The organism is Streptomyces sp. x-80, from assembly GCF_046549095.1.
GTDB lineage: Bacteria > Actinomycetota > Actinomycetes > Streptomycetales > Streptomycetaceae > Streptomyces > Streptomyces celluloflavus.
This window is the reverse complement of record NZ_JAJPWM010000023.1, coordinates 91,989-116,177: the sequence shown is the minus strand read 5'-3', so window position 1 is coordinate 116,177 and position 24,189 is coordinate 91,989. Positions and strand designations below refer to the sequence as shown.

General features: G+C 70.4%; 30 protein-coding genes and 1 pseudogene. 25 read left to right on the top strand and 6 right to left on the bottom strand.

Translation table 11 applies throughout. From position 1 onward, the window contains the following. Window positions 1-640: 640 nt before the first annotated feature. The 5 genes and pseudogenes from ACLJWH_RS34970 to ACLJWH_RS34950 all read left to right on the top strand — a co-directional run bounded on the left by ACLJWH_RS34970 (window position 641) and on the right by ACLJWH_RS34950 (window position 4,604). A complete protein-coding gene (locus ACLJWH_RS34970) occupies window positions 641-787 on the top strand; it encodes a hypothetical protein (RefSeq protein ID WP_411145813.1) in 147 nt (48 codons plus the stop codon). Window positions 788-807: 20 nt separating this feature from the next. Continuing rightward, window positions 808-1,473, top strand: coding sequence for a hypothetical protein (locus tag ACLJWH_RS34965; protein ID WP_411145812.1), 666 nt, complete (start codon window positions 808-810; stop codon window positions 1,471-1,473). Continuing rightward, window positions 1,382-1,600 (top strand): annotated as a pseudogene (locus ACLJWH_RS34960) (site-specific integrase); the annotation flags it as partial. The gene ACLJWH_RS34965 and the pseudogene ACLJWH_RS34960, both read left to right, overlap by 92 nt. Window positions 1,601-1,753: 153 nt before the next feature. Further along, the gene (locus ACLJWH_RS34955; protein WP_411145852.1) at window positions 1,754-2,104 is read left to right on the top strand and encodes a helix-turn-helix domain-containing protein; all 351 of its coding nucleotides are present in this window, start codon (window positions 1,754-1,756) and stop codon (window positions 2,102-2,104) included. 1,018 nt (window positions 2,105-3,122) lie between these two features. Next, window positions 3,123-4,604 carry a hypothetical protein gene (locus tag ACLJWH_RS34950; protein WP_411145811.1) on the top strand — a complete coding sequence of 494 codons (1,482 nt, stop codon included), beginning with the start codon at window positions 3,123-3,125 and terminating at the stop codon, window positions 4,602-4,604. A 149-nt stretch (window positions 4,605-4,753) separates the two neighbouring features. Here the strand turns inward: ACLJWH_RS34950 and ACLJWH_RS34945 are convergent, their stop codons facing one another. After that, a complete protein-coding gene (locus tag ACLJWH_RS34945) occupies window positions 4,754-5,692 on the bottom strand; it encodes a LysR family transcriptional regulator (RefSeq protein WP_411145810.1) in 939 nt (312 codons plus the stop codon). A 92-nt stretch (window positions 5,693-5,784) separates the two neighbouring features. Between ACLJWH_RS34945 and ACLJWH_RS34940 the strand changes: the two genes are divergently transcribed. The 9 genes from ACLJWH_RS34940 (at window position 5,785) to ACLJWH_RS34900 (ending at window position 13,058) form a co-directional block, all read left to right on the top strand. Next, the gene (locus ACLJWH_RS34940) at window positions 5,785-6,630 is read left to right on the top strand and encodes an alpha/beta hydrolase (RefSeq protein ID WP_411145809.1); all 846 of its coding nucleotides are present in this window, start codon (window positions 5,785-5,787) and stop codon (window positions 6,628-6,630) included. Next, complete coding sequence (locus ACLJWH_RS34935; RefSeq protein ID WP_411145808.1) at window positions 6,627-8,024, top strand: MFS transporter; 1,398 nt, start codon at window positions 6,627-6,629, stop codon at window positions 8,022-8,024. Before ACLJWH_RS34940 ends, ACLJWH_RS34935 begins: the two co-directional genes overlap by 4 nt. A gap of 583 nt (window positions 8,025-8,607) precedes the next feature. After that, on the top strand, window positions 8,608-8,868 hold the full coding sequence (locus ACLJWH_RS34930; protein ID WP_411145807.1) for a chaplin: 261 nt from the start codon (window positions 8,608-8,610) through the stop codon (window positions 8,866-8,868). A gap of 244 nt (window positions 8,869-9,112) precedes the next feature. Beyond that, the gene (locus ACLJWH_RS34925) at window positions 9,113-9,523 is read left to right on the top strand and encodes a rodlin (protein ID WP_094793855.1); all 411 of its coding nucleotides are present in this window, start codon (window positions 9,113-9,115) and stop codon (window positions 9,521-9,523) included. Between the two features lie 362 nt (window positions 9,524-9,885). Beyond that, window positions 9,886-10,119, top strand: coding sequence for a chaplin (locus ACLJWH_RS34920; RefSeq protein ID WP_411145806.1), 234 nt, complete (start codon window positions 9,886-9,888; stop codon window positions 10,117-10,119). A 269-nt stretch (window positions 10,120-10,388) separates the two neighbouring features. Next, window positions 10,389-10,676 (top strand): hypothetical protein, encoded by a 288-nt coding sequence (locus ACLJWH_RS34915; RefSeq protein WP_052861446.1) that lies wholly within the window; start codon window positions 10,389-10,391, stop codon window positions 10,674-10,676. A gap of 352 nt (window positions 10,677-11,028) precedes the next feature. Next, window positions 11,029-11,439, top strand: a complete 411-nt coding sequence (locus ACLJWH_RS34910; protein WP_411145805.1) for a rodlin — start codon at window positions 11,029-11,031, stop codon at window positions 11,437-11,439. A 274-nt stretch (window positions 11,440-11,713) separates the two neighbouring features. Continuing rightward, entirely contained in the window at window positions 11,714-12,121 is a 408-nt protein-coding gene (locus ACLJWH_RS34905; RefSeq protein WP_411145804.1) for a rodlin, read from the top strand. Between the two features lie 148 nt (window positions 12,122-12,269). Next, window positions 12,270-13,058 (top strand): chaplin, encoded by a 789-nt coding sequence (locus ACLJWH_RS34900; protein WP_411145803.1) that lies wholly within the window; start codon window positions 12,270-12,272, stop codon window positions 13,056-13,058. A gap of 588 nt (window positions 13,059-13,646) precedes the next feature. On the opposite strand, the gene tatA is transcribed toward ACLJWH_RS34900, so the two are convergent. The 3 genes from tatA to rpmB all read right to left on the bottom strand — a co-directional run bounded on the left by tatA (window position 13,647) and on the right by rpmB (window position 14,544). Beyond that, on the bottom strand, window positions 13,647-13,877 hold the full coding sequence (gene tatA, locus ACLJWH_RS34895; protein WP_411145802.1) for a Sec-independent protein translocase subunit TatA: 231 nt from the start codon (window positions 13,875-13,877) through the stop codon (window positions 13,647-13,649). Window positions 13,878-14,002: 125 nt separating this feature from the next. Next, a complete protein-coding gene (rpsN, locus tag ACLJWH_RS34890) occupies window positions 14,003-14,308 on the bottom strand; it encodes a 30S ribosomal protein S14 (protein ID WP_411145801.1) in 306 nt (101 codons plus the stop codon). Further along, window positions 14,308-14,544 carry a 50S ribosomal protein L28 gene (gene rpmB, locus ACLJWH_RS34885; protein WP_052861458.1) on the bottom strand — a complete coding sequence of 79 codons (237 nt, stop codon included), beginning with the start codon at window positions 14,542-14,544 and terminating at the stop codon, window positions 14,308-14,310. Before rpmB ends, rpsN begins: the two co-directional genes overlap by 1 nt. A 73-nt stretch (window positions 14,545-14,617) precedes the next feature. Here rpmB and rpmG point away from each other — a divergent pair, with 73 nt between their 5' ends. The 7 genes from rpmG to ACLJWH_RS34850 all read left to right on the top strand — a co-directional run bounded on the left by rpmG (window position 14,618) and on the right by ACLJWH_RS34850 (window position 17,774). Beyond that, window positions 14,618-14,782 (top strand): 50S ribosomal protein L33, encoded by a 165-nt coding sequence (rpmG, locus tag ACLJWH_RS34880; RefSeq protein WP_052861459.1) that lies wholly within the window; start codon window positions 14,618-14,620, stop codon window positions 14,780-14,782. A gap of 5 nt (window positions 14,783-14,787) precedes the next feature. Next, window positions 14,788-15,042, top strand: coding sequence for a type B 50S ribosomal protein L31 (locus tag ACLJWH_RS34875; protein ID WP_411145800.1), 255 nt, complete (start codon window positions 14,788-14,790; stop codon window positions 15,040-15,042). Then, window positions 15,042-16,190: a CobW family GTP-binding protein gene (locus tag ACLJWH_RS34870; protein ID WP_411145799.1), complete on the top strand. Its 1,149-nt coding sequence runs from the start codon at window positions 15,042-15,044 to the stop codon at window positions 16,188-16,190. The genes ACLJWH_RS34875 and ACLJWH_RS34870 overlap by 1 nt, the downstream gene beginning before the upstream one ends. Before the next feature lie 72 nt (window positions 16,191-16,262). Further along, on the top strand, window positions 16,263-16,499 hold the full coding sequence (gene rpsR / locus ACLJWH_RS34865) for a 30S ribosomal protein S18 (RefSeq protein ID WP_411145798.1): 237 nt from the start codon (window positions 16,263-16,265) through the stop codon (window positions 16,497-16,499). A 97-nt stretch (window positions 16,500-16,596) separates the two neighbouring features. Then, on the top strand, window positions 16,597-16,965 hold the full coding sequence (locus ACLJWH_RS34860) for an ArsR/SmtB family transcription factor (RefSeq protein ID WP_411145797.1): 369 nt from the start codon (window positions 16,597-16,599) through the stop codon (window positions 16,963-16,965). Next, window positions 16,962-17,429: an SRPBCC family protein gene (locus tag ACLJWH_RS34855; protein WP_411145796.1), complete on the top strand. Its 468-nt coding sequence runs from the start codon at window positions 16,962-16,964 to the stop codon at window positions 17,427-17,429. Before ACLJWH_RS34860 ends, ACLJWH_RS34855 begins: the two co-directional genes overlap by 4 nt. Before the next feature lie 105 nt (window positions 17,430-17,534). After that, window positions 17,535-17,774 (top strand): DUF397 domain-containing protein, encoded by a 240-nt coding sequence (locus tag ACLJWH_RS34850; protein WP_411145795.1) that lies wholly within the window; start codon window positions 17,535-17,537, stop codon window positions 17,772-17,774. A 100-nt stretch (window positions 17,775-17,874) separates the two neighbouring features. On the opposite strand, the gene ACLJWH_RS34845 is transcribed toward ACLJWH_RS34850, so the two are convergent. After that, on the bottom strand, window positions 17,875-18,357 hold the full coding sequence (locus tag ACLJWH_RS34845; RefSeq protein WP_411145794.1) for an ATP-binding protein: 483 nt from the start codon (window positions 18,355-18,357) through the stop codon (window positions 17,875-17,877). A gap of 314 nt (window positions 18,358-18,671) precedes the next feature. On the opposite strand from ACLJWH_RS34845, the gene ACLJWH_RS34840 reads away from it, so the two are divergent. The 4 genes from ACLJWH_RS34840 to ACLJWH_RS34825 all read left to right on the top strand — a co-directional run bounded on the left by ACLJWH_RS34840 (window position 18,672) and on the right by ACLJWH_RS34825 (window position 22,602). Continuing rightward, window positions 18,672-19,535: a helix-turn-helix domain-containing protein gene (locus ACLJWH_RS34840; RefSeq protein ID WP_131125871.1), complete on the top strand. Its 864-nt coding sequence runs from the start codon at window positions 18,672-18,674 to the stop codon at window positions 19,533-19,535. A gap of 62 nt (window positions 19,536-19,597) precedes the next feature. Then, the gene (locus ACLJWH_RS34835) at window positions 19,598-21,055 is read left to right on the top strand and encodes an aldehyde dehydrogenase family protein (protein ID WP_411145793.1); all 1,458 of its coding nucleotides are present in this window, start codon (window positions 19,598-19,600) and stop codon (window positions 21,053-21,055) included. A gap of 197 nt (window positions 21,056-21,252) precedes the next feature. After that, window positions 21,253-21,801, top strand: coding sequence for a DinB family protein (locus ACLJWH_RS34830; protein WP_411145792.1), 549 nt, complete (start codon window positions 21,253-21,255; stop codon window positions 21,799-21,801). Window positions 21,802-21,906: 105 nt separating this feature from the next. Beyond that, on the top strand, window positions 21,907-22,602 hold the full coding sequence (locus ACLJWH_RS34825; RefSeq protein WP_411145851.1) for a PadR family transcriptional regulator: 696 nt from the start codon (window positions 21,907-21,909) through the stop codon (window positions 22,600-22,602). Between the two features lie 168 nt (window positions 22,603-22,770). Here ACLJWH_RS34825 and ACLJWH_RS34820 read toward each other — a convergent pair whose 3' ends face one another. Continuing rightward, window positions 22,771-24,186, bottom strand: coding sequence for a glutamate decarboxylase (locus tag ACLJWH_RS34820; protein ID WP_411145791.1), 1,416 nt, complete (start codon window positions 24,184-24,186; stop codon window positions 22,771-22,773). Window positions 24,187-24,189: the final 3 nt, after the last annotated feature.

The window sequence follows — 24,189 nt, the reverse complement described above, 5'->3', positions numbered from 1 at the left end:
CAGGCGTCGAACACCGCGGGCGCCGCCGGGCCGTGCGCCCCGAGATATGCCGGAATCGCCGTTGCCGCGGCCTCCTCCGGGTCCGGCAGGCCGCGCCACCCCGGTATCCACGAACGCGGCGAGGTGATGGTGACGTGCCGCCCCTGGGACAGCCCCCTGGTACAGCCGCCCCGCCCAGGCCGGTGGCTTGAGCGCGGTGCCCCACCCGGAAGCCGACTGCTCGCCCGGACCACCGGACCGGGGTGCGCCGGCATCGCGTCGGTTGGCACCCGCGGGGTCGGCAATCGACCGTCCAGAGCCTCGTCGACGGCCTCGCCGCGGCCCTCCAGCGGCCGCGGGCTCACCCCGAAAGCCCGCTGTCAGGACGGCTTTTACCCAGGTCCGGGCGGTGTCCCGCAGCGCGAGATACGCCGCCGCCCACCGCGCCGGCCGCAGACGCAGCGTGCCGCGCATCGCCCAGGCCCTGACCAACGAAGACTCCGGGGAATTGCATTTGATGCGTGAATCTGGGCTGTCCGAGCCGGGGATCTGCGGCATCAACGTGCCTCCTGATGGTGAGCGAGGCAGACTTCCGACCTGCGCTCTTGCCGCGAATCAGCCATCTGATGCATGATTCGCGCACCCTGAGAAAGAGGGATGCGTGACGACCGCGGACTTGAGCGAGGGCTCCGCCCGGCTGGTGCTGCTGAACGGCGTGACGCTGCTGCACCTCGAAGACGCCGTGTTCGAAGCGATGTTGGACGGTTGGACGCGGCAGCAGCGTGGAGGCCGGCGACTGCAGGCGTAACGATCAGCGACCGTCTACGCGTGGTGCGTCAGTTCAACGACTTCGCCGAGGCGTACCCGTGGAGCTGGTCGGCCGCAGCGATGGACGAGTGGACGACATACCTGATCGCGGAGCTTCACCGCTCGGAGTCGACGATCCGCGGCTACCAGACTGCCATTCGCCAGTTCTGCGACTACATCACCTCGCCGCACTACCTGTGGCCGCAGGAGTGCGAACGACGCTTCGGCACGCACCCGGTGCAGATCTGCCACGAGTGGAACACCGCCGGACACCTCGTCGACTACGAGGGTAAGGCGGGCCGACGGCCGATGACCCGGGAGGAGATTCAGCTCTTCCTCGACTACGCCGACGATCAGGTCGACCGCGCTATCAGACTCGGCCGCAAAGGGGCGCTGGCCGCGTACCGGGATGCCACCGTCTTCAAGGTCATCTATGGCTGGGGGCTGCGATGCACTGAGGCGTCGAAGCTGGATATCAACGACTGGTACCGCAATCCGAAGGCGCCGGAGCTTGGCCGGTTCGGGTCGTTCCACGTCCGGTACGGGAAGCGGTCCAAGGGCTCTCCGCCTCGTCGTCGGACCGTCCTGAGCGTTGATGCCCTGGGCCGTGGAAGCGGCCGACGACTACGTCACCAAGATCCGCCCTCGCTACCGTGCCGCGGCCGGGACGGCTCTGTGGCCCACTGAACGCGGCGGCCGGCTCCAGAGCCGGGAGATCGAGGACCGCTTCGCGGAGTACCGCGGTGCCTTGGGCCTGGACTCCGATCTCGTGCCGCACTGCCTGCGGCACGGTCACGTCACCCATCAGATGGAGGACGGCGCCGACCCGGCGTTCATCCAGCGGCAGGTCGGCCACCGCTACGCCTCGACGACTGCGCTCTCCACCGGCGTGAGCGGTGACTTCATGAACACGATGATGCGCAAGGTGTTGGACCAAGCCCTGCACCAGGGCCATCAGGGAGACGACGTGACGACGAAATTGGACTATCGGTGGCATCTGCGGGAGGTCATGACCACCCGCGGCATGTTCTCCACCACCGATCTGCGGCCCCTGCTGGCTGAACGCGGCATCGACCTGTCGGCCAGCCAGGTCTACCGGCTGGTGGTCGAGCGGCCGGAACGGCTGAGCCTGCTCACGTTGATGGCGCTGCTCGACATCCTCCAGTGCCGTATGGAAGACCTGATCGAACCGATGGCCGCTCGGGCGGCGTGGAGGAAGACGGCAGCGGCGGGAGGCGACGGCGCGGCTGCCGGCCCGGCCGCCGGGGTCGGCGAGTACCGGCCCAAGCGCGCCCGTATTACGCCCGCAGGGGAGTAGCCCGTGGACGCTTCCGCCCTGCCCCGCTATGCCACCGATCCCGAGGGCGTGATCGCGGAGGCGGTCGGCGCCGTCGAACCAGCCCTGACCCCCGAACTGATCCGGTCCGTGGTGAGGGCGACTTTTCCCGTCGGCGCCCAGCGGCGGAAGCTTGCCGAGCTCCTTTTGCGGGACCTGTCGTGGCTGACACAGGGGCGGTCGGAGTCGCCCACCATCGTCGAACGGCTCGTCCAGGCACTGCGCGAGCAGGGCGCCGTGCATGTCCAGCAGCCGCGCTGCGGGGCCTGCGACCAGGCGCGCCTCCTTGTCGCTGTCCTTCCCGACGGCGCGTCCCGCATCTGCGACACCTGTGCGGGGCGGCGCCGGCACGAGGCGAACCCCTGCGCCGTCTGCGGCCGCCACGAGTTCAGGACCCGGGACCGGGAAGGGCGGCCCCGCTGCCGTGCTCACCCCCCGGACGACGGCGCCGACCCGCTGGAAGGGCTGTGCCGGGTCATCCAGCAGCTCTGCCCGAACCTGCCCGAACAGACGATTGCCGAGGCCGTCCGAGCTGTTGAGCCGGTTACGGCCCGGCAGCGCGAGCTGCTGTGGGCCCTGGAAGACCGTCCCGACCTGCTGACCGGCCAAGGCGCCCACGACCCGGTCAAGGTCCTGCACCTCATCGCCGCTCTCCGGGAGCGAGGAGCCGTGAACCTGGTAGCCCCGGCGTGCCCCTACTGCGGCCGGAACGTGCCGATGCCGCGCACCCGCGACGGGCTCCGCTGCTGCGCCGAATGCAGGTCCGCCGTACGCACGCAACCGTGCACCAGATGCGGACGCGACCGGCCGGTGATGGGCCGCACCCACGGCGGCGAGCCCTCATGCCAGACCTGCCGGCACCACAACCCACTTGTCCACCAGATCTGCGCGCAATGCGGGAACGCCACTACATCCAGGCCCGCGAAGGCGACCGCCCGCCGTGCCGGCGCTGCCACCAATACCCGACCGCGACCTGCAGCGAGTGCGGGGAACAGTGCCCGTGCCCACACATCTCCACCGACGCCCCCATCTGCGTCCCGTGCACCAGGAAGCGACGCCCCGCGCGATCTGTGTCGGCTGCCACCGCGACAACCAGGTCGGCTACCGAACGGCCGACGGCGAGCCGCTGTGTTCCTCCTGCGGCGCAACACACCGCCCATGCGCCCAGTGCGGCCGGACGCTGCGCATCCAGGCCATCGCACCGAACGGAGACGAACTGTGCCCGACCTGCTGGCGCCACCACCCGGCCCGTAAACGGCCGTGCAGCGCGTGTGGCACGGCCACCCACCTGCACCACCACGGCCTGTGCCCCGACTGCGCTGCCCGCGCACGCCTTCGAGAAGTACTCAGCGTCGAGGGACGCATGCGCCCCGGCATCGAGCCAGTCTTCAACGCCCTGCTGAGGCAACCCGGCACCAACCTGCTGTACTGGCTGAACCGCCGCCCCGCCCGGCTCAGCGTCCTGCGCGCCCTGGCCGGAATGGGCGGGCCGGTCACCCATGGCACCTTGGACGGCCTGCGCCCGGCCAAGGTGATCGACAACCTCCGCATGCACCTGGTCGCCGGCGGCGCCTTGCCCGCGCGCGACGAGCAACTCGCCGCCCTCGAACGCTGGCTGCCGACAAGGACCGCACAGGTCCGTGCCCCGGAAAGCCGCAAGGTGCTCCAGGCGTACGTCACCTGGCACCTGCTGCGTCGCCTCCGTCGCTTCTCTCAGCGCCGCCCGGTCAGCCAGGCGCAAGCGCATGGCGTCCGCGCCTACGTCACCCAGGTAGTGCGGCTGCCCAACTGGCTCCGCACCCAGAATGTCGCCCTCAGCGCATGTACCCAGGACCTTCTGGACGCCTGGCTGGACGATTACCCCGCCCGCGGCCCTCGGGTACACGGCTTTCTCGCCTGGACCAGCCGCAATGGACACACCCGGCAGATGGCTGTCGGACTCGCCATCCCGACCTTCACCGGTCAACTCATCGCCAGGGACACCCGTTGGCAGCTGGTCAACCGGCTCATCCACGACGACGAGATCCCGGTGTCCGACAAAGCAGCCGGACTCCTCGCTCTCCTCTTCGCCCAGGACCTGTCCCGGATCGTTGCCCTCGCCGCCAAACACGTGGAGGTCAGCCCGAGCACGGTGCTGCTCCGGCTCGGAGAGGTCCCGGCCCAGATGCCCCTGTCTCTGGACGACTACATCCGAACGCTCCACGTCCGGGCAATGGCCACGGACACAGCCGGGGAGCGCTGGTTGCTTCCGGGCCGCTTCCCGAGTCAGCACCTCAGCCGCAGCCAGCTGGTCCGCCGCCTCCACCCGCTCGGTGTTCGGCCGCGCATGGCCCGCAGCACTGCCCTCGTCGAGCTGGCCTCCGAGCTGCCCGCCGTCATAGTGAGCCGACTGCTCGGCATTCACCAGAACACCGCCGACACCTGGAGACGCATCGGCGGCCAGGACAACAACTACGCCGCCGAGATCGCTCACCGCAGCTGACGCCTGGGGATGAACGTGCGATGGGGTTCTGGTTCAGTCGTGCCGGCAGTGCGGCGGAGCTCGGTGCCGAAGCACAGGAACGGCGGTGAACTCCTCCCACTCGTCCGGCGAGGCAAAGTCAGGTAGGAGTCGAGGCACCGTCGCCTTCTTCATTGTGGTCCGAGTGGGCGGAGCCGGTGGTCGAGCGCGGCACCGACCTCGGGGCAGTTCTGGCGGATGATGTCGAGGAAGGCGTTCAGTGCCGGGGAGCGGTCCCGGGCTTGGAAGGACAGGACCAGATCGGGCAGAGGTGTGTGCGGGGTCACCTCGCAGAACCACGTGCCCCGTCGTGGGGCCGTCAGCATGCGGGAGGGCCCCAGACCGACGCCCACCCCGCAGGCAGCGAGGCCGATGATGGTGTGGATGTCCCTCGCGACGGTCGCGCCGGAGAGCGCCGGGGAGTCCTTGCCCAGCAGGGTCCGCAGGCCGGTGACGACGGCGGGCTCGTCCTCGCCCGGCGCCACGATCAGCGGCTGTCGCCGCAGTTGGTCCACGTCCACGGACGACTGCCCCGCGTACGGATGCGTGCTGCTCACGACCGCGACCAGGTGGTCGTGTCCGATCGGGACCGATACCAACTGCTCGGCCCCGACGCCTCGTGGACGGCCGAGGCCGATCGCCACGTCAAGTTTGCCGGCGACGAGCGCGGCCGTGCTGCGGTTGGTCGCCATCTCGTGCAGTTCCAGCCGCACGTCGGGCCGTTCGCGGCCGAACCGGCCGAGGACGTCCGGCAGGGGTTCGAGCAGCGCCGAGGCGATGAACCCCAGGCGCAGCCGTCCCGTCTCGCCGCGTGCTGCCCTGGCCGCGTCGACCGAGGCCGCCGTGATCTCGTCGAGTGCCCTGCGGGCCCGGGAGAGGAAGGCCGCACCCGCAGCTGTCGGGAACACCCCCTGGCGGGTGCGGTCGAACAAGCGGGCGCCCACTTCCCGTTCGAGGTCGGCGATCTGCTTGGACAGCGGAGGCTGCGCGATGCCCAGCGCACCGGCCGCCCGGCCGAAGTGTGCGTGCTCGGCGAGGGTCAGTGCGTATCGCAGGTGCCGCGCCTCCATGTCAGCCTCCCATCCATATCTCATATGTATCGTAGGTCAGCTTGTCAGATCTTTCGATGGATGATCGGGGTCGGGTCGCATGGAATGCGGTCATGACTGCTCTTTCCTCCACAGACACCGTCTTCGTCTTCGTGCACGGGGCCTGGCACGGTTCCGGGCAGTGGGCGGCGACGCAGCGTGCACTCGCCGCACTCGGTGCCGCGAGCATGGCCGTCGACCTGCCGGGGCACGGCTTCGACGCGCCACTGCCCAGCGGATACCTCCAGCCGGGCCAGCCGGGCCTGTTGATCGAGAAGTCTGCGCTCGCCACCGTGACGATGGACGACAGCGCCGAGGCCGTGCTGGACACGCTGCGCCAGGCCCGCCACCACCGTCGTGTCGTGCTCGTCGCGCACAGCGCGGGCGGCGGCCCCGCGTCACTCGCCGCCGAGCGCGCACCCGAACTCGTCAACGAGATCGTCTACCTCTCAGCCTTCGTACCCGCCGGACGGCCCCGGTTCTTCGACTACCTCGGCTCGCCCGAGAACGCCACGGCACGAGGCCAGAGCCTGAACCTCGGCGACCCCGGGGAACTGGGCGCCGTGCGGATCAACCCGCTCTCGCAGGACCCCGCCTACATCGAGGAACTGCGGCAGACTCACTACCACGACACCCCCCTGGACCGCTTCGACCGCTGGCGCTCGGCACTGAGCCCCGATCTACCTCTGGCGATCCCCACCACCCCGGTCATCGTGACTCTCCAACGGTGGGGGCGCATCCCGCGGACCTTCCTGCGCTGCGCGGACGACCGGGCACTGCCGATGGCCGTGCAGGATCTGATGATCGCGGAAGCCGACCGGGCCATGCCCGACAACCCGTTCACCGTGCGCACCCTCCCGGGCAGCCACAGCCCGTTCGCTGCCCGGCCCCATGAGCTCGCCGCGGCGCTGCTGCCGTGAACGGCGGACGCCTCGTGCTGCCGGTGGTGCTCAGCGCCACTTTCGTGCAACTGCTCAACGTCACTGTCGCCCAGGTGGCTGCGCCGGCGATACAGGCCGGCCTGGGCGCCGGTCCGGGCGCCGTGCAACTGGTCCTCGCCGGATACACCCTGACGTACGCGTGCCTGCTCATCCCCGCCGCACGGCTCGGCGACCGGTACGGCTACCGCCGCCTGTTCGTGGCGGGCACCGTGGTCTTCACCGCGGGCTCGGTGGCCGGCGCGTGTGCCCCCGACGCCGCATCACTGATCACGGCCCGGCTGATGCAGGGCGCGGGCAGCGGCCTGGTCGCGCCCCAGGTCCTGTCGCTCATCCAGGCCACCACCCCCGCGACACGCCGACCGCGCGCCCTCGGCCTGTATGGCGCCACCATGGCCGTCGCGTCCCTGGCCGGGCCCCTGATCGGCGGCCTCGTACTCAGTGCCGATCTCTTCGGCCTCGGCTGGCGGCCGGTGATGCTCCTCACCGTGCCGGTGGCGCTCGCCTCGCTGGCCGGAGCGACCGCGCTGCCCCGCACCCGCGGGGCAGCCGGACTCCGCGTCGACAAGCTGGGTGCGTTGCTGGTCACCGTGGGAGCCGGCGCGCTGGTCCTGCCCCTGGCGCTGGGGCGGGAAGCAGGCTGGCCCTGGTGGACATGGGCCGGATTCGCCGTGGCTGTTGCCGCCCTCGGCCACTTCGTCCACAGCCTCCCGCACCGGCCCGACCCGCTGATCCATCCCGCGGTGCTGCGTGACCGGTCGGCGCGCAGGGGCACGCTGCTGGTGTTCGTGTTCAACACGGGCGTGCCCTCCTTCACCTACCTGCTCTTCCTCCACCTTCAGTCCGCCGTCGGGTACTCGGCCCTGGCGGCCGCGCTGACGTCAGCACCGTTCGCCGCTGCCGCCGTCGTCGGCAGCAGAGCCGCGCCTGCTCTCACCCGCCGGCACGGGCCGATGGTGCTCACCGTCGCGTCCCTGGTACTGGCCGGGATGTGCCTGGCGCTGGCCCCGCTCATCGGCTCGGCAGCGGGACGCCAGGCGGCACTGCCCCTGCTGGCCATCGGCGGAGCCGCGTTCGGCGCCTTCACCGCCTCGGTGTTCACCCTGGTCCTGGCCGAGGTGCACGGCCCCGCCGCCGGTTCGGTCTCCGGACTGCTGCCCACAGCACAGCAGCTCGGCGGATCCATCGGAGTGACCGCGGCCGGACTCGCCTACTACGCCCCCGCCGCCGATGCGGACACCGCGTTCCGGCACGCCATGCTCTACCAGGTCGCCGCCTTCACGATTACCGCGCTGATCAGCCTCCGGCTCCGCGACCGGTCTGGCACCGAGCCCGTGCACGGCCATAGCAGTCACAACGGAAGGGCACGTAGGTAAGACGCGCAGCTGAGATCCAGCAACGGTGTCCTTCTGCCTTCCTTAGTTGAAGGGAAAAGCGGCGAGTGACATCGAAAGCCATCGCGATTGATCATGACGAGATACCGGCGCTGGAGGGCCGTCATTGCGCAACTTGCGATAGCCGGAACTACCAGCACGCGCCGCCGGCGCCACCCGCACGGCATCGGTGGCCGGCGCCGTCCGCCGGGTCGCGAGGGCCGGTTCGGCGGTGGAGGCTACCTGTGCCCGGACCCCGGCGAGCCGGAGCGGCGGTCGTACGCGGCGTCGGGCTCTGCCGCCGCAGCCGCCAGGCCGGCACCTGGGCGTGAGTCACCTTCACCACGTTCGTCATACGCCATTGCACATGCCGCCACTGACAATCGAACCGTGCGACGATGGCGGGGAACGGCAGCGGGCCAGGGCGACGGAGCGGCTCGGTATCACCACTGCCACTCCTGGCACAAAGAGGAACAGGTTCACTCGATTGGGCCGCTACCTCCGCCCCGGTTGTTGCGTTGAGCAGCTTGTCGCTCTAAGCGACGCGTTCCAGACCCTGATCGCTGCTCAGTTAAAGAGGTTTGCCGTGAAGATTGTCTCCAAGGCTGTTGCCCTGTCCGCCATCGCGGGCATCGCCGTCGTCGGCGGGGCCGGCATGGCCTCTGCCACCAGCGGTCCGCACGGCCACGGCGCCGGCGCGATCGGTGGCGCGTACGGCTCCCCGGGTGTCATCTCCGGCAACGCCATCCAGGTCCCGGTCGATGTGCCGATCAACCTCTGTGGCAACACCATCAACATCATCGGGCTGCTCAACCCGGCGTTCGGCAACACCTGCGTCAACGGCTGACCACCGCCCGTGGCTGAGGCCCGTCGCTTTCGGACGGGCCTCTCGGCACAAAGGCCGGTACGCGAATGCGTATCGGCCTTTTGGCATGCCCAATATCAAAGGCCCACGGCCCCACCACGCCCGGATGCGGTGATATGTGTCTATGGATTCGTGGCATTTGGGTGAATCGGCGAAACCGCACCCTCTTAAGCGAGTTGACCAGTGCGCTCCGGATACGGGCACTCCGCTTCAAGAAGGGCAAATCGTGATCAAGAAGGTCCTGGCCACGACGGCTGTAGCCGCGTCCATCGTCGGCATCTCGGCGACGGTCGCCCCCCAGGCGATGGCGGTCGGCAACGACTCCGGCACCACCACGGTCAACGGCAACGGCGCCAAGACGGCGTACGGCAACTCCACCACGCACGGCAAGATGAGCCCGCAGCTGGAGCTCATCCAGGGCACGCTGAACAAGCCCTGCATCGGTCTGCCGCTCAAGGCGAACGTCGGCTCGCTCATCGGCCTCATCCCGATCACCGTGCAGGACGTCAACGTCCTGGCGTCGCCGCAGAACCAGCAGTGCACCGAGAACTCGACGCAGGCCAAGGGCGACGAGCCGCTGTCGCACATCCTGGACGGCATCCCGGTGCTGTCCGGCAACGGTGTCGCCAACCGCTGAGCCGGCTATCGGCCGCAGGTTCGGAGCACCGGCTCTCTCTTCCCGAGTGATCCGGGCCTGCGGCACCGCGTTACGAACCGTTGGGCCGGGAATTCTCGACCCCCTTTTCGGTAGGAATTCGTATTCGGCGGTCCCTTGTCCATTCGAACTGCGGTGGTTTTCCCGCGTCCTATGCGCGGTGGTGATCTCCTGAAATGTTTTTGTATCATTCAGGCGATTTTTCCGAAAACTTCCCCGCAGGAGTTTCGTTGGCGAGGGGAAATCGTTATCCACATCGACAGCGGAGTTACGGGCGAGCAGGTTTCGCGCCGTGCGGCACGAAGGACGTGTCCGCTACTGACCCGCTGCGGGAAGGACTGAAAGTGAAGTACGCAAAGGTCGCCGCAGTCGCTGCCGGCACGCTCATGGCGGTGGGGTCGGCTGCGCCGGCTTTCGCCGACTCGGGTGCCTCGGGTGCTGCCGTCGGATCTCCCGGTGTTATTTCCGGTGACACCATCCAGGTCCCGATCGCCATTCCGATCAACCTCTGCGGTAACACCATCGACATCATCGGGCTGCTCAACCCGGCGTTCGGCAACAACTGCCTCAACACCTGATTCGGAATAACCCCAGCCGCGTCGTTCCGAACCGGCCCCGGTATGCAGACCATGCGTGCCGGGGCCGGTCGGCGTCCGGCCCGGTGCGCGGCGAAGGTGAGGGGCGCACCTTTCGGGTGGCGTCACCAAGAACCGGGAACTTCGGAGTTTCTCCGGGCGGCGGGTCTCGTTAGTCATAAGGAAAGCGGTGATCAGAGCAGCGAAGTGCATGCTCACGCGGCGCTGCCGCCGCGATCCCAGCAAGCACCGCCCGAGAAGGGACAGTTGAAGTGAAGTACGCGAAGTCTGCCGCGGTTGTTGCCGGTTCCGTCATGGCGCTCGGCGCGGCCGTTCCCGCTTTCGCCGCCGATACCGCCACGCCGACCATGAGCCTCAACGGCGGGCTGACCGATGCCCTGAACAGCAAGCAGTTGGACGGCCACCAGCTCCAGCCGCTGGTCAAGTCGGTCAAGGGTGCGGCGGACAGCGTCAAGGCCGACCCCAAGGGCCTGGTCGGTGCCGCCGCGGGGGCCACCAAGAGCGTCCCGCTGCTCGGCGGTATGCCGCTCGGCAAGTAATTCCCGGGCGGGGCGCCGGCCGTCAGCCGGTGGGCGCCATAGCCGCTCGGCCGTACGGAATTCGATGCCGCGTGAACTTCGCTGCCGTGGGGTGATTCCCGGTGGTCGGGCATGGATATCGCACCGCATCGGCTGTATACCGGCGCACCGCGAGAGCTGGCCGAACTCCAGGCCGCCGGTGCCGTTTGGTCCTACCCGGTGAATCGTTCCGCATGTCCCATGATGTTTGCCCGAACCGGCAAGACGGATCAGGGTACAAGCTCATTTGAGTGAATGAGCACAACCAAACTCGCCCTTGCGAGTTGGGCATAACGCCCGGCCCAAGGGCACTCCGAAACACGAAGGATCAATAATGATCAAGAAGGCTTTGGCGACCGCGGCTGCGGCTGCGTCCATTGTCGGTGTTGGCGCTGCCGCCGCCCCGCAGGCGATGGCGGTCGGCAACGACCACGGAACCAGTTCCGTGAACGGCAACGGTGCGATGCAGGCGTACGGCAACTCCACCACGACCGGGTACATGAGCCCGCAGATCGGTCTGATCCAGGGCTCGCTCAACAAGCCCTGCATCGGTCTGCCCGCCAAGGCGAACATCGGCTCGCTCATCGGCCTCATCCCGATCACGGTTCAGGACCTCAACGTCCTGTCCTCGCCGCAGAACCAGCAGTGCACCGAGAACTCGACCCAGGCCAAGGGCGACGAGGCGCTGTCGCACATTCTGGACCGGATTCCGATCCTCTCCGGCAACGGTGCCGGCAACCGCTGACCGGTTGCACAGCGCCCGGGTCGCCCAGCCCTCCTTCTTCTGGGCGGCCCGGGTTTCCGCTGCCCGCGCCGCGCAGAGATTGCCCGGGATATTCGCCGGGCGGACGGAAGCGGCATAACGTATGCGGGATGAGGGGCCGCGAAAAGGCGGATGACGTCTTTTCGGAAGGCGGAATTCCATCTGTTCGGGTGATGGTGCGGAACCCGGACCCTCGTAATCGGTTATTCAAACAGGGCTCCCGAGTCGGGAGTTCATTCTCCTGAAGGGTTGCACGATGAAGAAGATGATGGCGGGTGCGGCTGTGGCCGCGTCGCTGGTCGGGTTGTCCGCTGCGGCCGCTCCGCAGGCGATGGCGGTCGGCAACGACCACGGGACCACCACTGTGAACGGCAACGGCGCCAAGACGGCGTACGGCAACTCCACGACGCACGGCACGCTGAGCACCCAGCTCGGTGCCGTCCAGGGCTCCCTGAACGACCTCTGCGTCGGTCTGCCGGCGAAGGTGAACGTCGGCTCGCTCATCGGTCTCATTCCGATCACCGTGCAGGACGTCAACGTCCTGGCGTCGCCGCAGAACCAGCAGTGCGCCGAGAACTCGACGCAGGCCAAGGGCGACGAGGCGCTGTCGCACCTCGTGGACGACATCCCGGTGCTGTCCGCCAACGGCCGCGGCAACCGCTGAGGCCGTTCGGCCCGCTACGTTCCACCGCTTGTGCTCCCGGGCGGCCGGCACCGCGTTCGCGCTGCCGGCCGCCCGGTCGTGCGAGTACCTCCCGCCGGGCTGCGGGCGCCCGGTCCGGGTGGCATGACGTGCAGAGGAGAACTGAGGCATGAGACAGAGCCTGAAGAGAAGCGTGCTCGTCGTGGCGGCGGCCTCGGGGGCGCTCGGCGCGAGCGGCGGGCCGGTGTACGCGGACGCCGGCGCCGTCGGGGGCGCCACGCACTCGCCAGGGGTGCTGTCCGGGAACACCGTCGAGGTGGCGGTGCACGCGCCGGTCACGGTGTGCGGCAACTCGGTGGCGGGCGTCGGCGCGCTGAACCCGGGGATGGGCAACTCGTGCGGGGACGGCGGCCGCGGTACGGGCGGCGGGCGGCACCGGCGGCCCGGGGGCGACGCGGTGCACGGCGGGCCGCGTGGGGCCACCGCCAGGGGCGGCGCCGCGCGCTCGCCAGGGGTGCTGTCCGGGAACGCCGTCCAGGCGCCGGTCCACCTGCCGGTCGGCGTCTGCGGCAACACCGTCGCCGTGGTCGGGCTGCTCCAGCCCGCCGGGGGCACGTCCTGCGGGAACGGGGAGCGGTCCGGGCCCGCCGCGCGGCGTTCCCCGGTGGCGCAGCGTCCTCAGGTGGCACAGCGCCCTCAGGTGGTGCGCGGGGCCACCGCACGGTCGGACCGGCCGGACCCGGTGGCGGGCGCCGTGGGCGGGCCGGGGCGGCGGCCGGTGGCGGTTGCGGGGGCCCGAGCCGGGGCCGGGGCCGGGGCCGCGGAAACGGTAGGACAGGCAGGACCAGTGCTGGCGGAAACCGGCGCGTACCGACCGGGCGCGGTGGCCGGTGCGGGCGCCGGGGCGCTGCTCGGCGGGGCGCTGCTGCTGCGCAGGTGCCGTACGCGCCGGAGGTGAGCCGGGTCCTCGGCGGCCGGCCGAGCGGGTCCGGCGGGCCGCTCGGCCTGGGCCGCCCGGCCGGTGCGGCCGCCGGCTATACCGGCGGCGCGACCGTGCGTCGTCGTACCTCTGCTGCCCGGCGGCGCTGCGGCTGGAAGCTGCCCGATGGGCCGTACGACGGATATCAGGACCAACGCGGGGAATTCGCGTCCGGTACGGGAGGGCCCGCGCTTTCGCTCATTGGTGGGGACCGGCGGTCCGGTGGGTTTGAAGCGGCGCGGTGAAATGCGCGGTGAAGTGCGGTGACGCAGGTGACGGATGGGGTGGCGAGCCTGGTCGCGGGGCACCGGACCGGCGTACCGGTGCCGTTACGTGACCGGGGCAGCGGCTCGACCAGCCGTGGCGCGACCCGCCGGGGCGTTCGGGGGCCGTGGGCCCGCGGGACGCGGCGCAGGCCGCCCGGGGGAGAGCCCGCGCCGGGCACCGTCGACGTCCCACTCGCCGCAGCCGCAGCCGCAGCCGCAGCCGCAGTCGCGCTCGTCGCACTCGCCGTGCCGGTCGGGGGCCGCCGGCAGCTGAGGCCGCCGACGGGCGCGTACCCGGGGGTCAGTGGGTCGGCGTCGACTCCGGGCGGGGGTGCGGCGGCTGGGCGGCGGCCTCGGGGTGCGGCTCGGCGGCCGGGCGGTCGTCCTTGAGGGCCTTGGCCTCGGACTTGAGGATGCGCATCGAGCGGCCGAGGCCGCGTGCCATGTCGGGCAGCTTCTTGGAGCCGAAGACCAGCACCAGGACCGCGACGATCAGGATCAGGTGCCAGGGTTCGAAGGCGTTCCGGAACACGGCGCTCTCGCTTTCGTCAGGTATGCCTGCGGGCAGTCTGTCCAGTATTACCCGAACATCCGGCCGCCCGGCCAGGGGGAGGTACCCCGGGCCGGACGGCCGGTGCGCGGGCCGGTCGGGCCGGCCTACCAGCTGGACTTGCGTACGCCCGGCAGGTAGCCCGCGTGGGCCTGCTCGCGCAGCCGTACGCGGGAGAGGCCGAAAGCGCGGAAGTAGCCGCGCGGGCGGCCGTCGACCGCGTCCCGGTTGCGGACCCGGGTGGCGCTGGCGTCCCGTGGCTGGCGGGCCAGCTCGCGCTGGGCGGCGTCCCGCTCCGCCCGCGGGGTGCGCGGATCGCGGATGACGGCCTTCAGAAGCGCCCGCCGGGCCGCGTAGCGCGCGACGGTCGCCCGCCGCTTCTCGTTCTTGGCGATTTTGCTCTGTTTCGCCATCAGACCCGCCCTCCTCGTGCGCGGATGCGGGCGACGGCCGCCTCGATCCCGATCAGGTCCACGGTCTTGATGCCCTTGGCGCTCAGCGTGAGCCGGATGTGCCGGCCCTCGCTCTCCAGCCAGTAGCGCTTGCGCTGGATGTTCGGGTCGAACCGGCGGGCGGTGCGGCGGTGCGAGTGGGAGACGGAGTTGCCGAAGCCGGGCTTGCGGCCGGTCAGCTGGCAGTGGGCGGACACGGTGCGGTCCTTCCGGTCGGAGGCCCTGGTGAGGACCTATTGAAAATGGAAACCATTTCCGTATACTAACCACATGGCCCGCAACGAACTACGCCCGGTCGTCAAGCTCCGGTCCACCGCCGGCACCGGCTACACGTACGTCACCCGCAAGAACCGCCGAAACGACCCCGACCGCCTGGAACTGCGCAAGTACGACCCGGTCGCCGGCCGTCACGTCACCTTCCGAGAGGAGCGCTGAGCCTCATGAAGCCCGGTATCCACCCCCCGTACGGTCCCGTCGTCTTCCGCGACCGGGCCGCCGACTTCGCCTTCCTCACCCGCTCGACCGCCACCAGCGACAGGACGGTCACCTGGGAGGACGGGCGGACCTACCCCGTCATCGACGTCGAGATCTCGTCGGCGAGCCACCCCTTCTACACCGGCACCGCCCGGGTGCTGGACACCGCGGGCCGCGTGGAGCGGTTCGAGCGCCGGTACGCCGCGCGCGAGAAGCGCTGATGGAGCGGCTCAGCGTGGTCCTGGTGGGCGGCCTGCACGCGGATGCGCGGCGGGCCGCCGTGGCGCGGCTGCTGCACACCGTCCCGGGCAGCGTCGCCCTCCATCACGACCTCGCCTCGGCCGCCGCCGGCACCGTCCGGCGGACGGTCCGGGACGCCGGGGGGACGCTCGACACCGGCGAGGCCCCGCTGGTCAACGACTGCGCCTGCTGTGCGCTGCGCGAGGACCTGGTGCCCGAGCTGGAGCGGCTGGCCGCGGGGCGGATCTGCCGGCTGGCGGTCGTCGAGCTGTGGGACTCGGTCGAGCCGAAGGCGATGGCCGAGGTGGTCACCGCGTGCGGCAGCGAGAATCTGGCGCTGACCGGCGTGATCACCGCTGTCGATCCCGCGCTGCTGCTGCCCTATCTCGGCTGCGGCGACGACCTCGCCGAGGCGGGGCTCGCCGCCGCGGCCACCGACCGGCGCACCGTCGCGGACACCTGGGCGCGGCAGCTGGAGTACGCGCCGGTGCTGGCGCTCGCCACGGGGGAGGAGACGGCCGAGCCCGCCGATCTGGCGCTGCTCGCGCAGCTGCACCCCACCGCGCGCCGGATACCGGTCGAGTCGGCGGAGCTGGCGGCCGTCGCGATGGGCGGCTTCGACGTCGAGGCGGCCGCGGCGCGCCAGCATCCGGCCTGTGCCCTGCTGCCGCAGGAGGCCGACGCGGCGGGCGTCACCACGTTCGTCTGGCAGCACACCCGGCCCTTCCACCCCGAGCGGCTCTATACGGCGCTGGAGGACCTGACCTGCGCCGCGGCGCGCAGCCGGGGCCGGTTCTGGCTGGCCGACCGCCCGGACACGCTGCTGTCCTGGGACGCGGCGGGCGGCGCGCTGTGCGTGGAGAACGCCGGACCGTGGCTGGCAGCGCTGCCGGACGCCGCCTGGGAGCTGGTGCCGCCGATGCGGCGGGCCGCCGCCGCGCTGGACTGGCATCCCGAGCACGGCGACCGCGCGCAGCATCTGGTCTTCACCTCGCCGGGGCTGGACCGCGAGGGGCTGGCGTCGCTGCTGGCGTCCTGTCTGCTCACCGACGCGGAGTTCGCCGGCGGCCCGCCGGCCTGGAAGCGCCTGCCGCCAGCGTTCGACGAACTCCTCGACCCCGTCCCGTAATTCCGGCCGCCCGCCACGGCGCCTCCTCGCCCACGTCCCGCCCGTCTCGCCCAGGTAAGGAAGCTCTCCGCCATGACCCGTCGGCACGACCCCCGCGGCAAGCCCGCGCACCGCCCCAATCCGCTGGACGCGGCGGGGATCACCTATATCGACTACAAGGACACCGGTCTGCTGCGGAAGTTCCTCTCGGACCGCGGCAAGATACGCAGCCGCCGGATCACCCGGGTCACCGCCCGGCAGCAGCGGCAGCTGGCCCGCGCGGTCAAGAACGCCCGGGAGATGGCGCTGCTGCCGTACCCGTCGCGGTGACGGGGGCGGGGTGAGCGGCGGAGGAGTGGCGGTGATCAATACGTAGGGAAATTCCTACGTTTGACGCGTAGGGCATCGCCTACGTATTGTTTCCCGCGTGAAAGCCACTTCCGTACCGCCCGCCGTCCGCTCCGTATCCGACCAGGACCGGGTCTTCGCGGCGCTCGCCAACGGCACCCGGCGTGAGGTGCTGCGGCTGCTGCGCGAGGACGGGCCGCAGCCCGTCCAGCAGCTGGCCGAGCGGTTCGCGATGCGCCGCCCGAGCCTGTCCGAGCATCTGAAGGTGCTGCGGGAGGCCGGGCTGGTGAGCGAGGAGCGGGCCGGCCGGCAGCGGATCTACCGCCTGGAGGCCGCGCCGCTCGGCGAGGTCCAGGACTGGCTCGGCCCCTACGAGCGGTTCTGGCGCGCGAAACTCGCGGGCCTGGGTGAGCTGCTCGACCGAATTCCCGACGAAGAGGCGCAATGAACACCTTCGAAGCCACCGACGACGACCCGACGACCATCCGGGTCGCGCAGTTCCTGGCGCATCCGCCCGCGAAGGTGTGGCGGGCGCTGACCGAACCCGAGCTGATCGCGCGGTGGCTGATGCCCGGCGACTTCCGGCTGGAGGTCGGCCACCGCTACGAGATGACGGCGCTGCCCCGGCCGAACGCCAACTTCTCCGGCACCGTCATCGCCGAGGTGGCGGCGTACGAGCCGGAGCGGATGCTGCGGATGCGGTGGCGGGACGCCGACGAGGGGCAGGGCAACCTCGCCGACTGGACGATCACCTGGACGCTGGAGCCCGAAGGGCGCGGCACCCGCCTCTTCCTGGTCCACGAGGGCTTCGACCCCGACGACCCGTATCAGGTGCAGGCGCACCGGGTCATGGGCGGCGGCTGGCGCGCGATTGTGACGGAGGCTTTGGGGAAGGTGCTCGACGAGCTGTGACTGCGTCGGTACCCCCTGTCGTGCACGTGCATATGCGCATGCATCTGCATGTGAACGCGGCTATGATCCCGGGCAGTTGACACCAGTTATCACCGGGAGAACCTTGTGACCCACGCATACAACGGCATGGCCGCAACGGATCTCCATGGCGCGGCCTGGCAGAAGAGCCGGTACAGCAACTCCCAGGGGTCGTGCGTGGAGTTCGCGAAACTGCCGGGCGGCGAGATAGCGGTACGCAACTCCCGCTTCCCCGACGGCCCCGCGCTGATCTACACGCCGGCCGAGGTGGCGGCGATGCTGGCGGGTGTCAAGGACGGGGAGTTCGACCACCTCGTACGCGACTGACCACCGCGTACGCGACCGGGGCGGGCCGCGGCCGGGCCGGGGTGGGCGGGTGCCGCCGCCCGGAGCCGGGAGCGGTCCGCCCCCGCTCGTTCCGGCCGTCCTACGGCAGCCGGAAGAGGGCCCACACGATCTTGCCGTGGGCGGTGCCGGACAGCGGGTGCCAGCCCCAGCTGTCGCTGAAGGAGTCCACGAGGTACAGCCCGCGCCCGGATTCCGCGGCCGAATCGGCCTCCCCGGCGACCGGTGAGGCGTCGCTGGGGTCGCGCACCGCGCACACCAGCCGGGAGGACCAGCGCATCAGGTGGAGCCGGGCCGGCAGCCCGTCGGCGCCGAGCGCCGGTGCGTCGAGAACGGCGTGCCGCAGGGCGTTGGTGACCAGCTCGGACACCACCAGGGCGACGCCGTCGAAGAGTTCGTCCAGCTCCCAGCCGTGCAGTGTCTCGCGGGTGAACTTCCGTGCGCCGCCGACCGATTCGTACCGTGGCGGGAGGGCGCAGGACGCGGATCCGGAGACGGCCAAGGGGTCAACGGCAGGTAGGCCCTGCCATAACGGCGCGAGCATGGTCAAAACCTTGGTCCCCATGCGAGGCACTCCTGGCGTTCGCGGACGTCATGACCCTGGCCGGTCAGCTGGATCTGGCGGATCTTTCACGAGCGTGCATGCGTGCGACGCCCATGGTTCCCAATGCGTACGCCAGATGCAAGGGCAGATGCACGTGCACGCGCCTCGATTGCGTAGGGCCGGGCGGATTAGCGCGTAATTTTTCCTACGCCTTCTTGCGGAGGGGTCGCAGGTGCTCTCACATATCAGTAACCGGATGAGCACTCAACGGAGCCTGAACGTGGCAGACTGCGGCCCACTGTTGGACGGGGTGGGGCCACGGGAGGGTCGGAGAGGTGTCCGCAAGTGAGTCGAGCGGGTCGGTGGTGCGACGGATCCTGCTGGGGTCGCAGCTCCGCCGGCTGCGCGAATCCCGCGGGATAACCCGCGAAGCGGCCGGCTATTCGATCCGTGCGTCCGAATCGAAGATCAGTCGCATGGAGTTGGGCCGGGTGAGCTTCAAGGCACGCGATATCGAGGACCTCCTCACGCTGTACGGCGTGGGTGACGAGAAGGAGCGCGAGGCGCTGCTCGCACTGGCCAAAGAGGCCAATGTCGCGGGCTGGTGGCACAGTTACGGCGATGTGCTGCCCGGATGGTTCCAGACCTATGTGGGGCTGGAGGGGGCCGCTTCCCTGATCCGGGCGTACGAAGTGCAGTTCGTGCACGGGCTGTTGCAGACCGAGGAGTACGCGCACGCGGTCGTCAGCCGTGGCATGCCGGGCGCCCCGGCCGCCGACATCGAGCGCCGGGTCGCGCTGCGTCAGGAGCGGCAGAAGCTGCTGATCGCGGAGCGGGCGCCGCAGTTGCACTGTGTACTGGACGAGGCCGCGCTGCGCCGTCCGTACGGTGGCCGGGCCGTGATGCGCGGTCTGCTCAAACACCTCATCGACATCTCCGAGCGGCCCAATGTCCGGCTCCAGGTCATGCCCTTCAACTTCGGCGGGCACGCGGGTGAGAGCGGCGCCTTCACCATGCTGCGCTTCCCGGAGTCGGACCTCTCCGACCTCGTCTACCTCGAACAGCTCACCAGCGCCCTGTACGTGGACAAGCCGGACGAGGTCGGGCAGTACGAGCGGGCGATGACGCGGCTCCAGGAGGACAGCCCCAACCCCTCGCAGAGCCGGGATCTTTTGCGCGGTCTGCTCCAACTGACCTGACCCGCCGGTAGGATGACGCCGGATCAGCCCCCCCCCGCAGTGCCGCACAGAGTAGGGATGTCATGTCCTTCTTCGCCGACCTTGCCCACCAGTTCATCGACGGTGAGTGGCGGGCCGGCAGCGGCTCGTGGGACATCATCGACTTCAACCCGTACGACCAGGAGAAGCTGGCGTCCATCACGGTCGCCGGTGTGGACCAGGTGGACCAGGCGTACCGCGCCGCCGAACGGGCACAGCGCGACTGGGCGGCGACGAGTCCCTACACCCGGCGGCCCGTCTTCGAACGGCTGCTGCGGATCATCGAGGAGCGCGAGGACGAGATCGTCGAGGCGCTCGTCCTCGAACTCGGCGGCACCCGCGCCAAGGCCGGCTACGAGGTGCGCCTCGCCAAGGAGTTCGTGCGCGAGGCGATACAGCTGGCGCTGCGGCCGGAGGGGCACATCCTGCCCTCTCCGGTGGACGGCAAGGAGAACCGCCTCTACCGGCGGCCGGTCGGCGTCATCGGCGTCATCAGCCCCTTCAACTTCCCCTTCCTGATCACCATGAAGTCGGTGGCCCCGGCGCTCGCCCTCGGCAACGCCGTGGTGATCAAGCCCAACCAGAACACCCCGATCGTCGGCGGTGGACTGATCGCCGCGCTCTTCCGGGACGCCGGGCTGCCGGCCGGGCTGCTGAACGTCGTGATCACCGATATCGCCGAGGTCGGCGACGCGCTCATCGCGCACCCGGTCCCCAAGGTGATCTCCTTCGCCGGCTCGGACAAGGTGGGCCGGCATATCGCCGCGGTCAGCGCGGGGCACTTCAAGCGCGTCGTCCTGGAACTCAGCGGCAACAGCGCGCTGATCGTGCTGGACGACGCCGACATCGACTACGCCGTGGACGCCGCGGTCTTCAGCCGGTTCATCTACCAGGGCCAGGTCTGTACGGCGGCCAACCGGGTGCTGCTCGACCGCTCGGTGGAGGCCGAGTTCACCGAGAAGTTCGTGGCCCGGGTGGCGGCGCTGCGCACCGGCGATCCACGCGATCCGCGCACCCAGATCGGTCCGCTGATCAACTCCTTCCAGGCGGAGGCGCTGACCGCGCTGGTCGACCGGGCACTCGCGGAGGGGGCGACGGCCCTGCTGCGGGGCCGTACGCACGGCAACCTGGTCGAGCCGAGCGTGCTGACCGGGCTGCCCGCGGATTCCGGTATCCACCTCCAGGAGATCTTCGGCCCGGTGGTGGTGCTGGTGCCGTTCGACGGCGAGGACGAGGCGGTACGGCTCGCCAACGACTCCCCGTACGGGCTGAGCGGCGCGGTGCACACCGGCAATGTGGAGCGCGGTGCGCGGTTCGCGCGGCGGATCGAGACCGGCATGATCCACATCAATGACGGCACGGTCCAGGACGAGCCGCTGGTCGCCTTCGGCGGCGAGAAGTACTCGGGGCTCGGCCGGCTCAACGGCGAGTCGACCGTCGAAGCCTTCACCACGCAGAAGTGGGTCTCCATCCAGCACGGGCGGACCGAGTTCCCGTTCTGAGGCGGGCGGGCGGCCGGGGCGGTTCGCTCCGTGGCGCCTGCCGCTCCGCGGCCGTTTCCGCTCCCGGAGCAATTCGTGGCCCGTGTCCCGGCGGAATGCGGACAGCTGCTGTCCGCGATGGCTCGTAGCGTGCGTGAGGTCGGAAGCGGGACGGCGGATCGCCGGTCCGCACATGGATGTCACGGAAGGCGGTTCTCATGCCCACTCATGTTCTTGCCGAGGCGGACGGCGACGAGCGCGGTGCGCTCCTGGCTTTTCTGGAGGCGCAGCGCGGCGGTCTGCGGCGCGCGGTTCTCGGGCTGAGCGACGAACAGGCGTCGCAGCGGCCGACCGCCGGCGACCTGTCGCTGGCCGGGCTGGTCAAGCATGCGGCGGAGACCGAACAGGGCTGGGTCGAGAGGGCGCGCCAGGTGCCCCGCTCTGTCGCCCGGGACGAGACGAACTGGCACCTGAGCTTCCAGCTGGAGGAGGGGCAGACGCCGGCGGGCATGCTGGCGTTCTGGGACGAGGTCGCGCGGGGGACCGAGGAGTTCGTCCGCTCCGTACCCAGCCTGAACGACACCTTCCCGCTGCCCGAGGCGCCCTGGTTCCCGCCGGGGGGCGAGCAGTCGATGCGCTGGCTGATGCTGCACCTGATCGAGGAGACCGCCCGGCACGCCGGTCACGCCGACATCATCCGCGAAACGCTGGACGGCAAGACGGCCTTCGAGCTGGTGGCGGAGGAGCGGGAGCAGGGCGCGGGGTGAGCCCGTACGGGAGCGTTAGTCAAAATTGAACAGTGGGCGTCGTAGGGTGACCGCAGTGGTGCCCGTGCGGTGGGCCGGGGGCGTATGAGGGATGGTGAGGAGACGATGTCGGCGATCCGGCTGCTGGTACTGGGCGCCGTGCGGCAGCACGGGCGGGCACACGGCTATCAGGTGCGCAACGACCTGGAGTACTGGGGCGCCCACGAGTGGTCCAACGCCAAGCCGGGCTCGATCTACCACGCGCTCAAGCAGATGGCCAAGGAAGGGCTGCTGCACGCCCACGACATCGCGCCGAGCACCGCCGGCGGTCCGCCGCGTACCGAGTACGAGCTGACCGCGGCGGGCGAGGCGGAGTTCTTCGCGCTGCTGCGCGCGGCGCTCTCGCAGCACGACCAGAAGGCCGATGTGCTCAGCGCGGGCATCGGATTCCTCCTCGATCTGCCGCGGGCCGAGGCGGTGGCGCTGCTCAAGGAGCGGGTGCGGGCGCTGGCGGCGTGGCGGAGTGAGGTCACCGGGTACTACACGCCGGAGGGCGGGCCCGGTCAGCTCGGCCACATCGGCGAGATCATGCATATGTGGGTGCACTCCGCGGACAGCGGCGCCGAGTGGACGCGCGGGCTGATCGAGCGGATCGAGGGCGGGGCGTACGTCTTCGCGGGGGAGGGGGCGCCGTTCGTCGGTGTGCTCGCGGACGGGGAGGAGAACCCGTACGCGACGCGGGACGGCGGTGCGGACGGCGGCCGGGAGGGTGCGGGCGCCGATGGGGCCGGTGGCGAGGGCGCCGGCGGGGACGTGGGTTAGTCACTGGGGCGGTGCGGGCGGGCCGGGGGCCGGGGGCCGAGCTCGGCCGGACGGGGGCCGGCTGCCGGGGCGCTCAGGGTCCGTCGGCGGGTCCGTCGGCGCCGCCCCGCCGCGCCCCGTGACGCCGACGGCCGGGTCGCCCGCGGTGGGTGGCCCGGCCGTGGTCGCTCAGTGGTGGAAGGCCGTGGCCATCCGCTCCGGGCGTTCCAGCGGATGCGGCTGGCGGCGGAGTTCGGTCAGCAGCTGCTCCAGATCCGTGACGAAGAGGTCGGCGAGATCCTGGGAGAAGCCGTTGCGGCAGACCACCCGCAGTACGGACAGGTCCTCGCGGTTGGCCGGGAAGGTGTAGGCCGGGATCAGCCAGCCGCGCTCCTTCATCCGCCGGGACACGTCGAAGACGTCGAAGGCGGTGACGTCGTCGGCGGTGGTGAAGGCGAAGACCGGCAGCTCGTCGCCGCGGGTGAGGAGCCGGAAGTCGTCCAGCGCGCCGATCCGTTCGGCCATCGAGCAGGCCACGTCCCGGGTTGCCTGCTGGACCGCGCGGTAGCCGTCCCGGCCGAGCCGCAGGAACGTGTAGTACTGGGCGGCGACCTGCGCGCCGGGCCGGGAGAAGTTGAGCGCGAAGGTCGGCATGTCACCGCCCAGGTAGTTGACCCGGAAGACCAGTTCCTCGGGCAGCGCCTCGGCGTCGCGCCACAGGGCCCAGCCGACACCCGGGTAGACCAGGCCGTACTTGTGCCCCGAGGTGTTGATGGAGGCGACCCGCGGCAGCCGGAAGTCCCATTCCAGGTCCGGGTCGAGGAACGGTGCGACCATGCCGCCGGACGCGCCGTCCACATGGACTGGGATGTCCAGGCCGGTGCGCTCCTGGAGGTCGTCCAGCGCCGCGCAGATCTCGGCCACCGGCTCGTACGACCCGTCGAAGGTCGAGCCGAGGATCGCCACCACGCCGATGGTGTTCTCGTCGCACAGGGCGACGGCGGACGCCGCGTCGAGGTGGAAGCGGTCGCCCTCCATGGGGACCTGGCGCGCCTCGATCTCCCAGAAGTTGCAGAACTTCTCCCAGCAGACCTGGACGTTGGCGCCCATGACGAGGTTGGGCCGGGCGGTGCCGGGGTAGCGGTCCGCGTTGCGCCGCATCCAGCGGCGCTTGAGGGCCATCCCGGCGAGCATGCACGCCTCGCTGGACCCGGTGGTCGAACAGCCGACGGCGGCCGCCGGATCCGGCGCGTGCCACAGGTCGGCGAGTATCGCCACGCACCGCTTCTCCAGTTCGGCGGTGCGCGGGTACTCGTCCTTGTCGATCATGTTCTTGTCCTGGCACTCGGCCATCAGGACGCCGGCCTGCGGCTCCATCCAGGTCGTGACGAACGTCGCCAGGTTGAGCCGGGAGTTGCCGTCGAGCATCAGCTCGTCGTGCACGAACTGGTAGGCGGTGTGGGGGGCGAGCGGGCCGTCGGGCAGGGTGTGGCGCGGCGGTGCCGTTTCCATGCCGGCGACCGGATCGGCCTCGCCGTAGAAGGGGTTGACCGCGTGTCCGGTGCGTGTCCGGTCGCTTTCGGATGCGCCGCTGTGGAGTGTCATGTG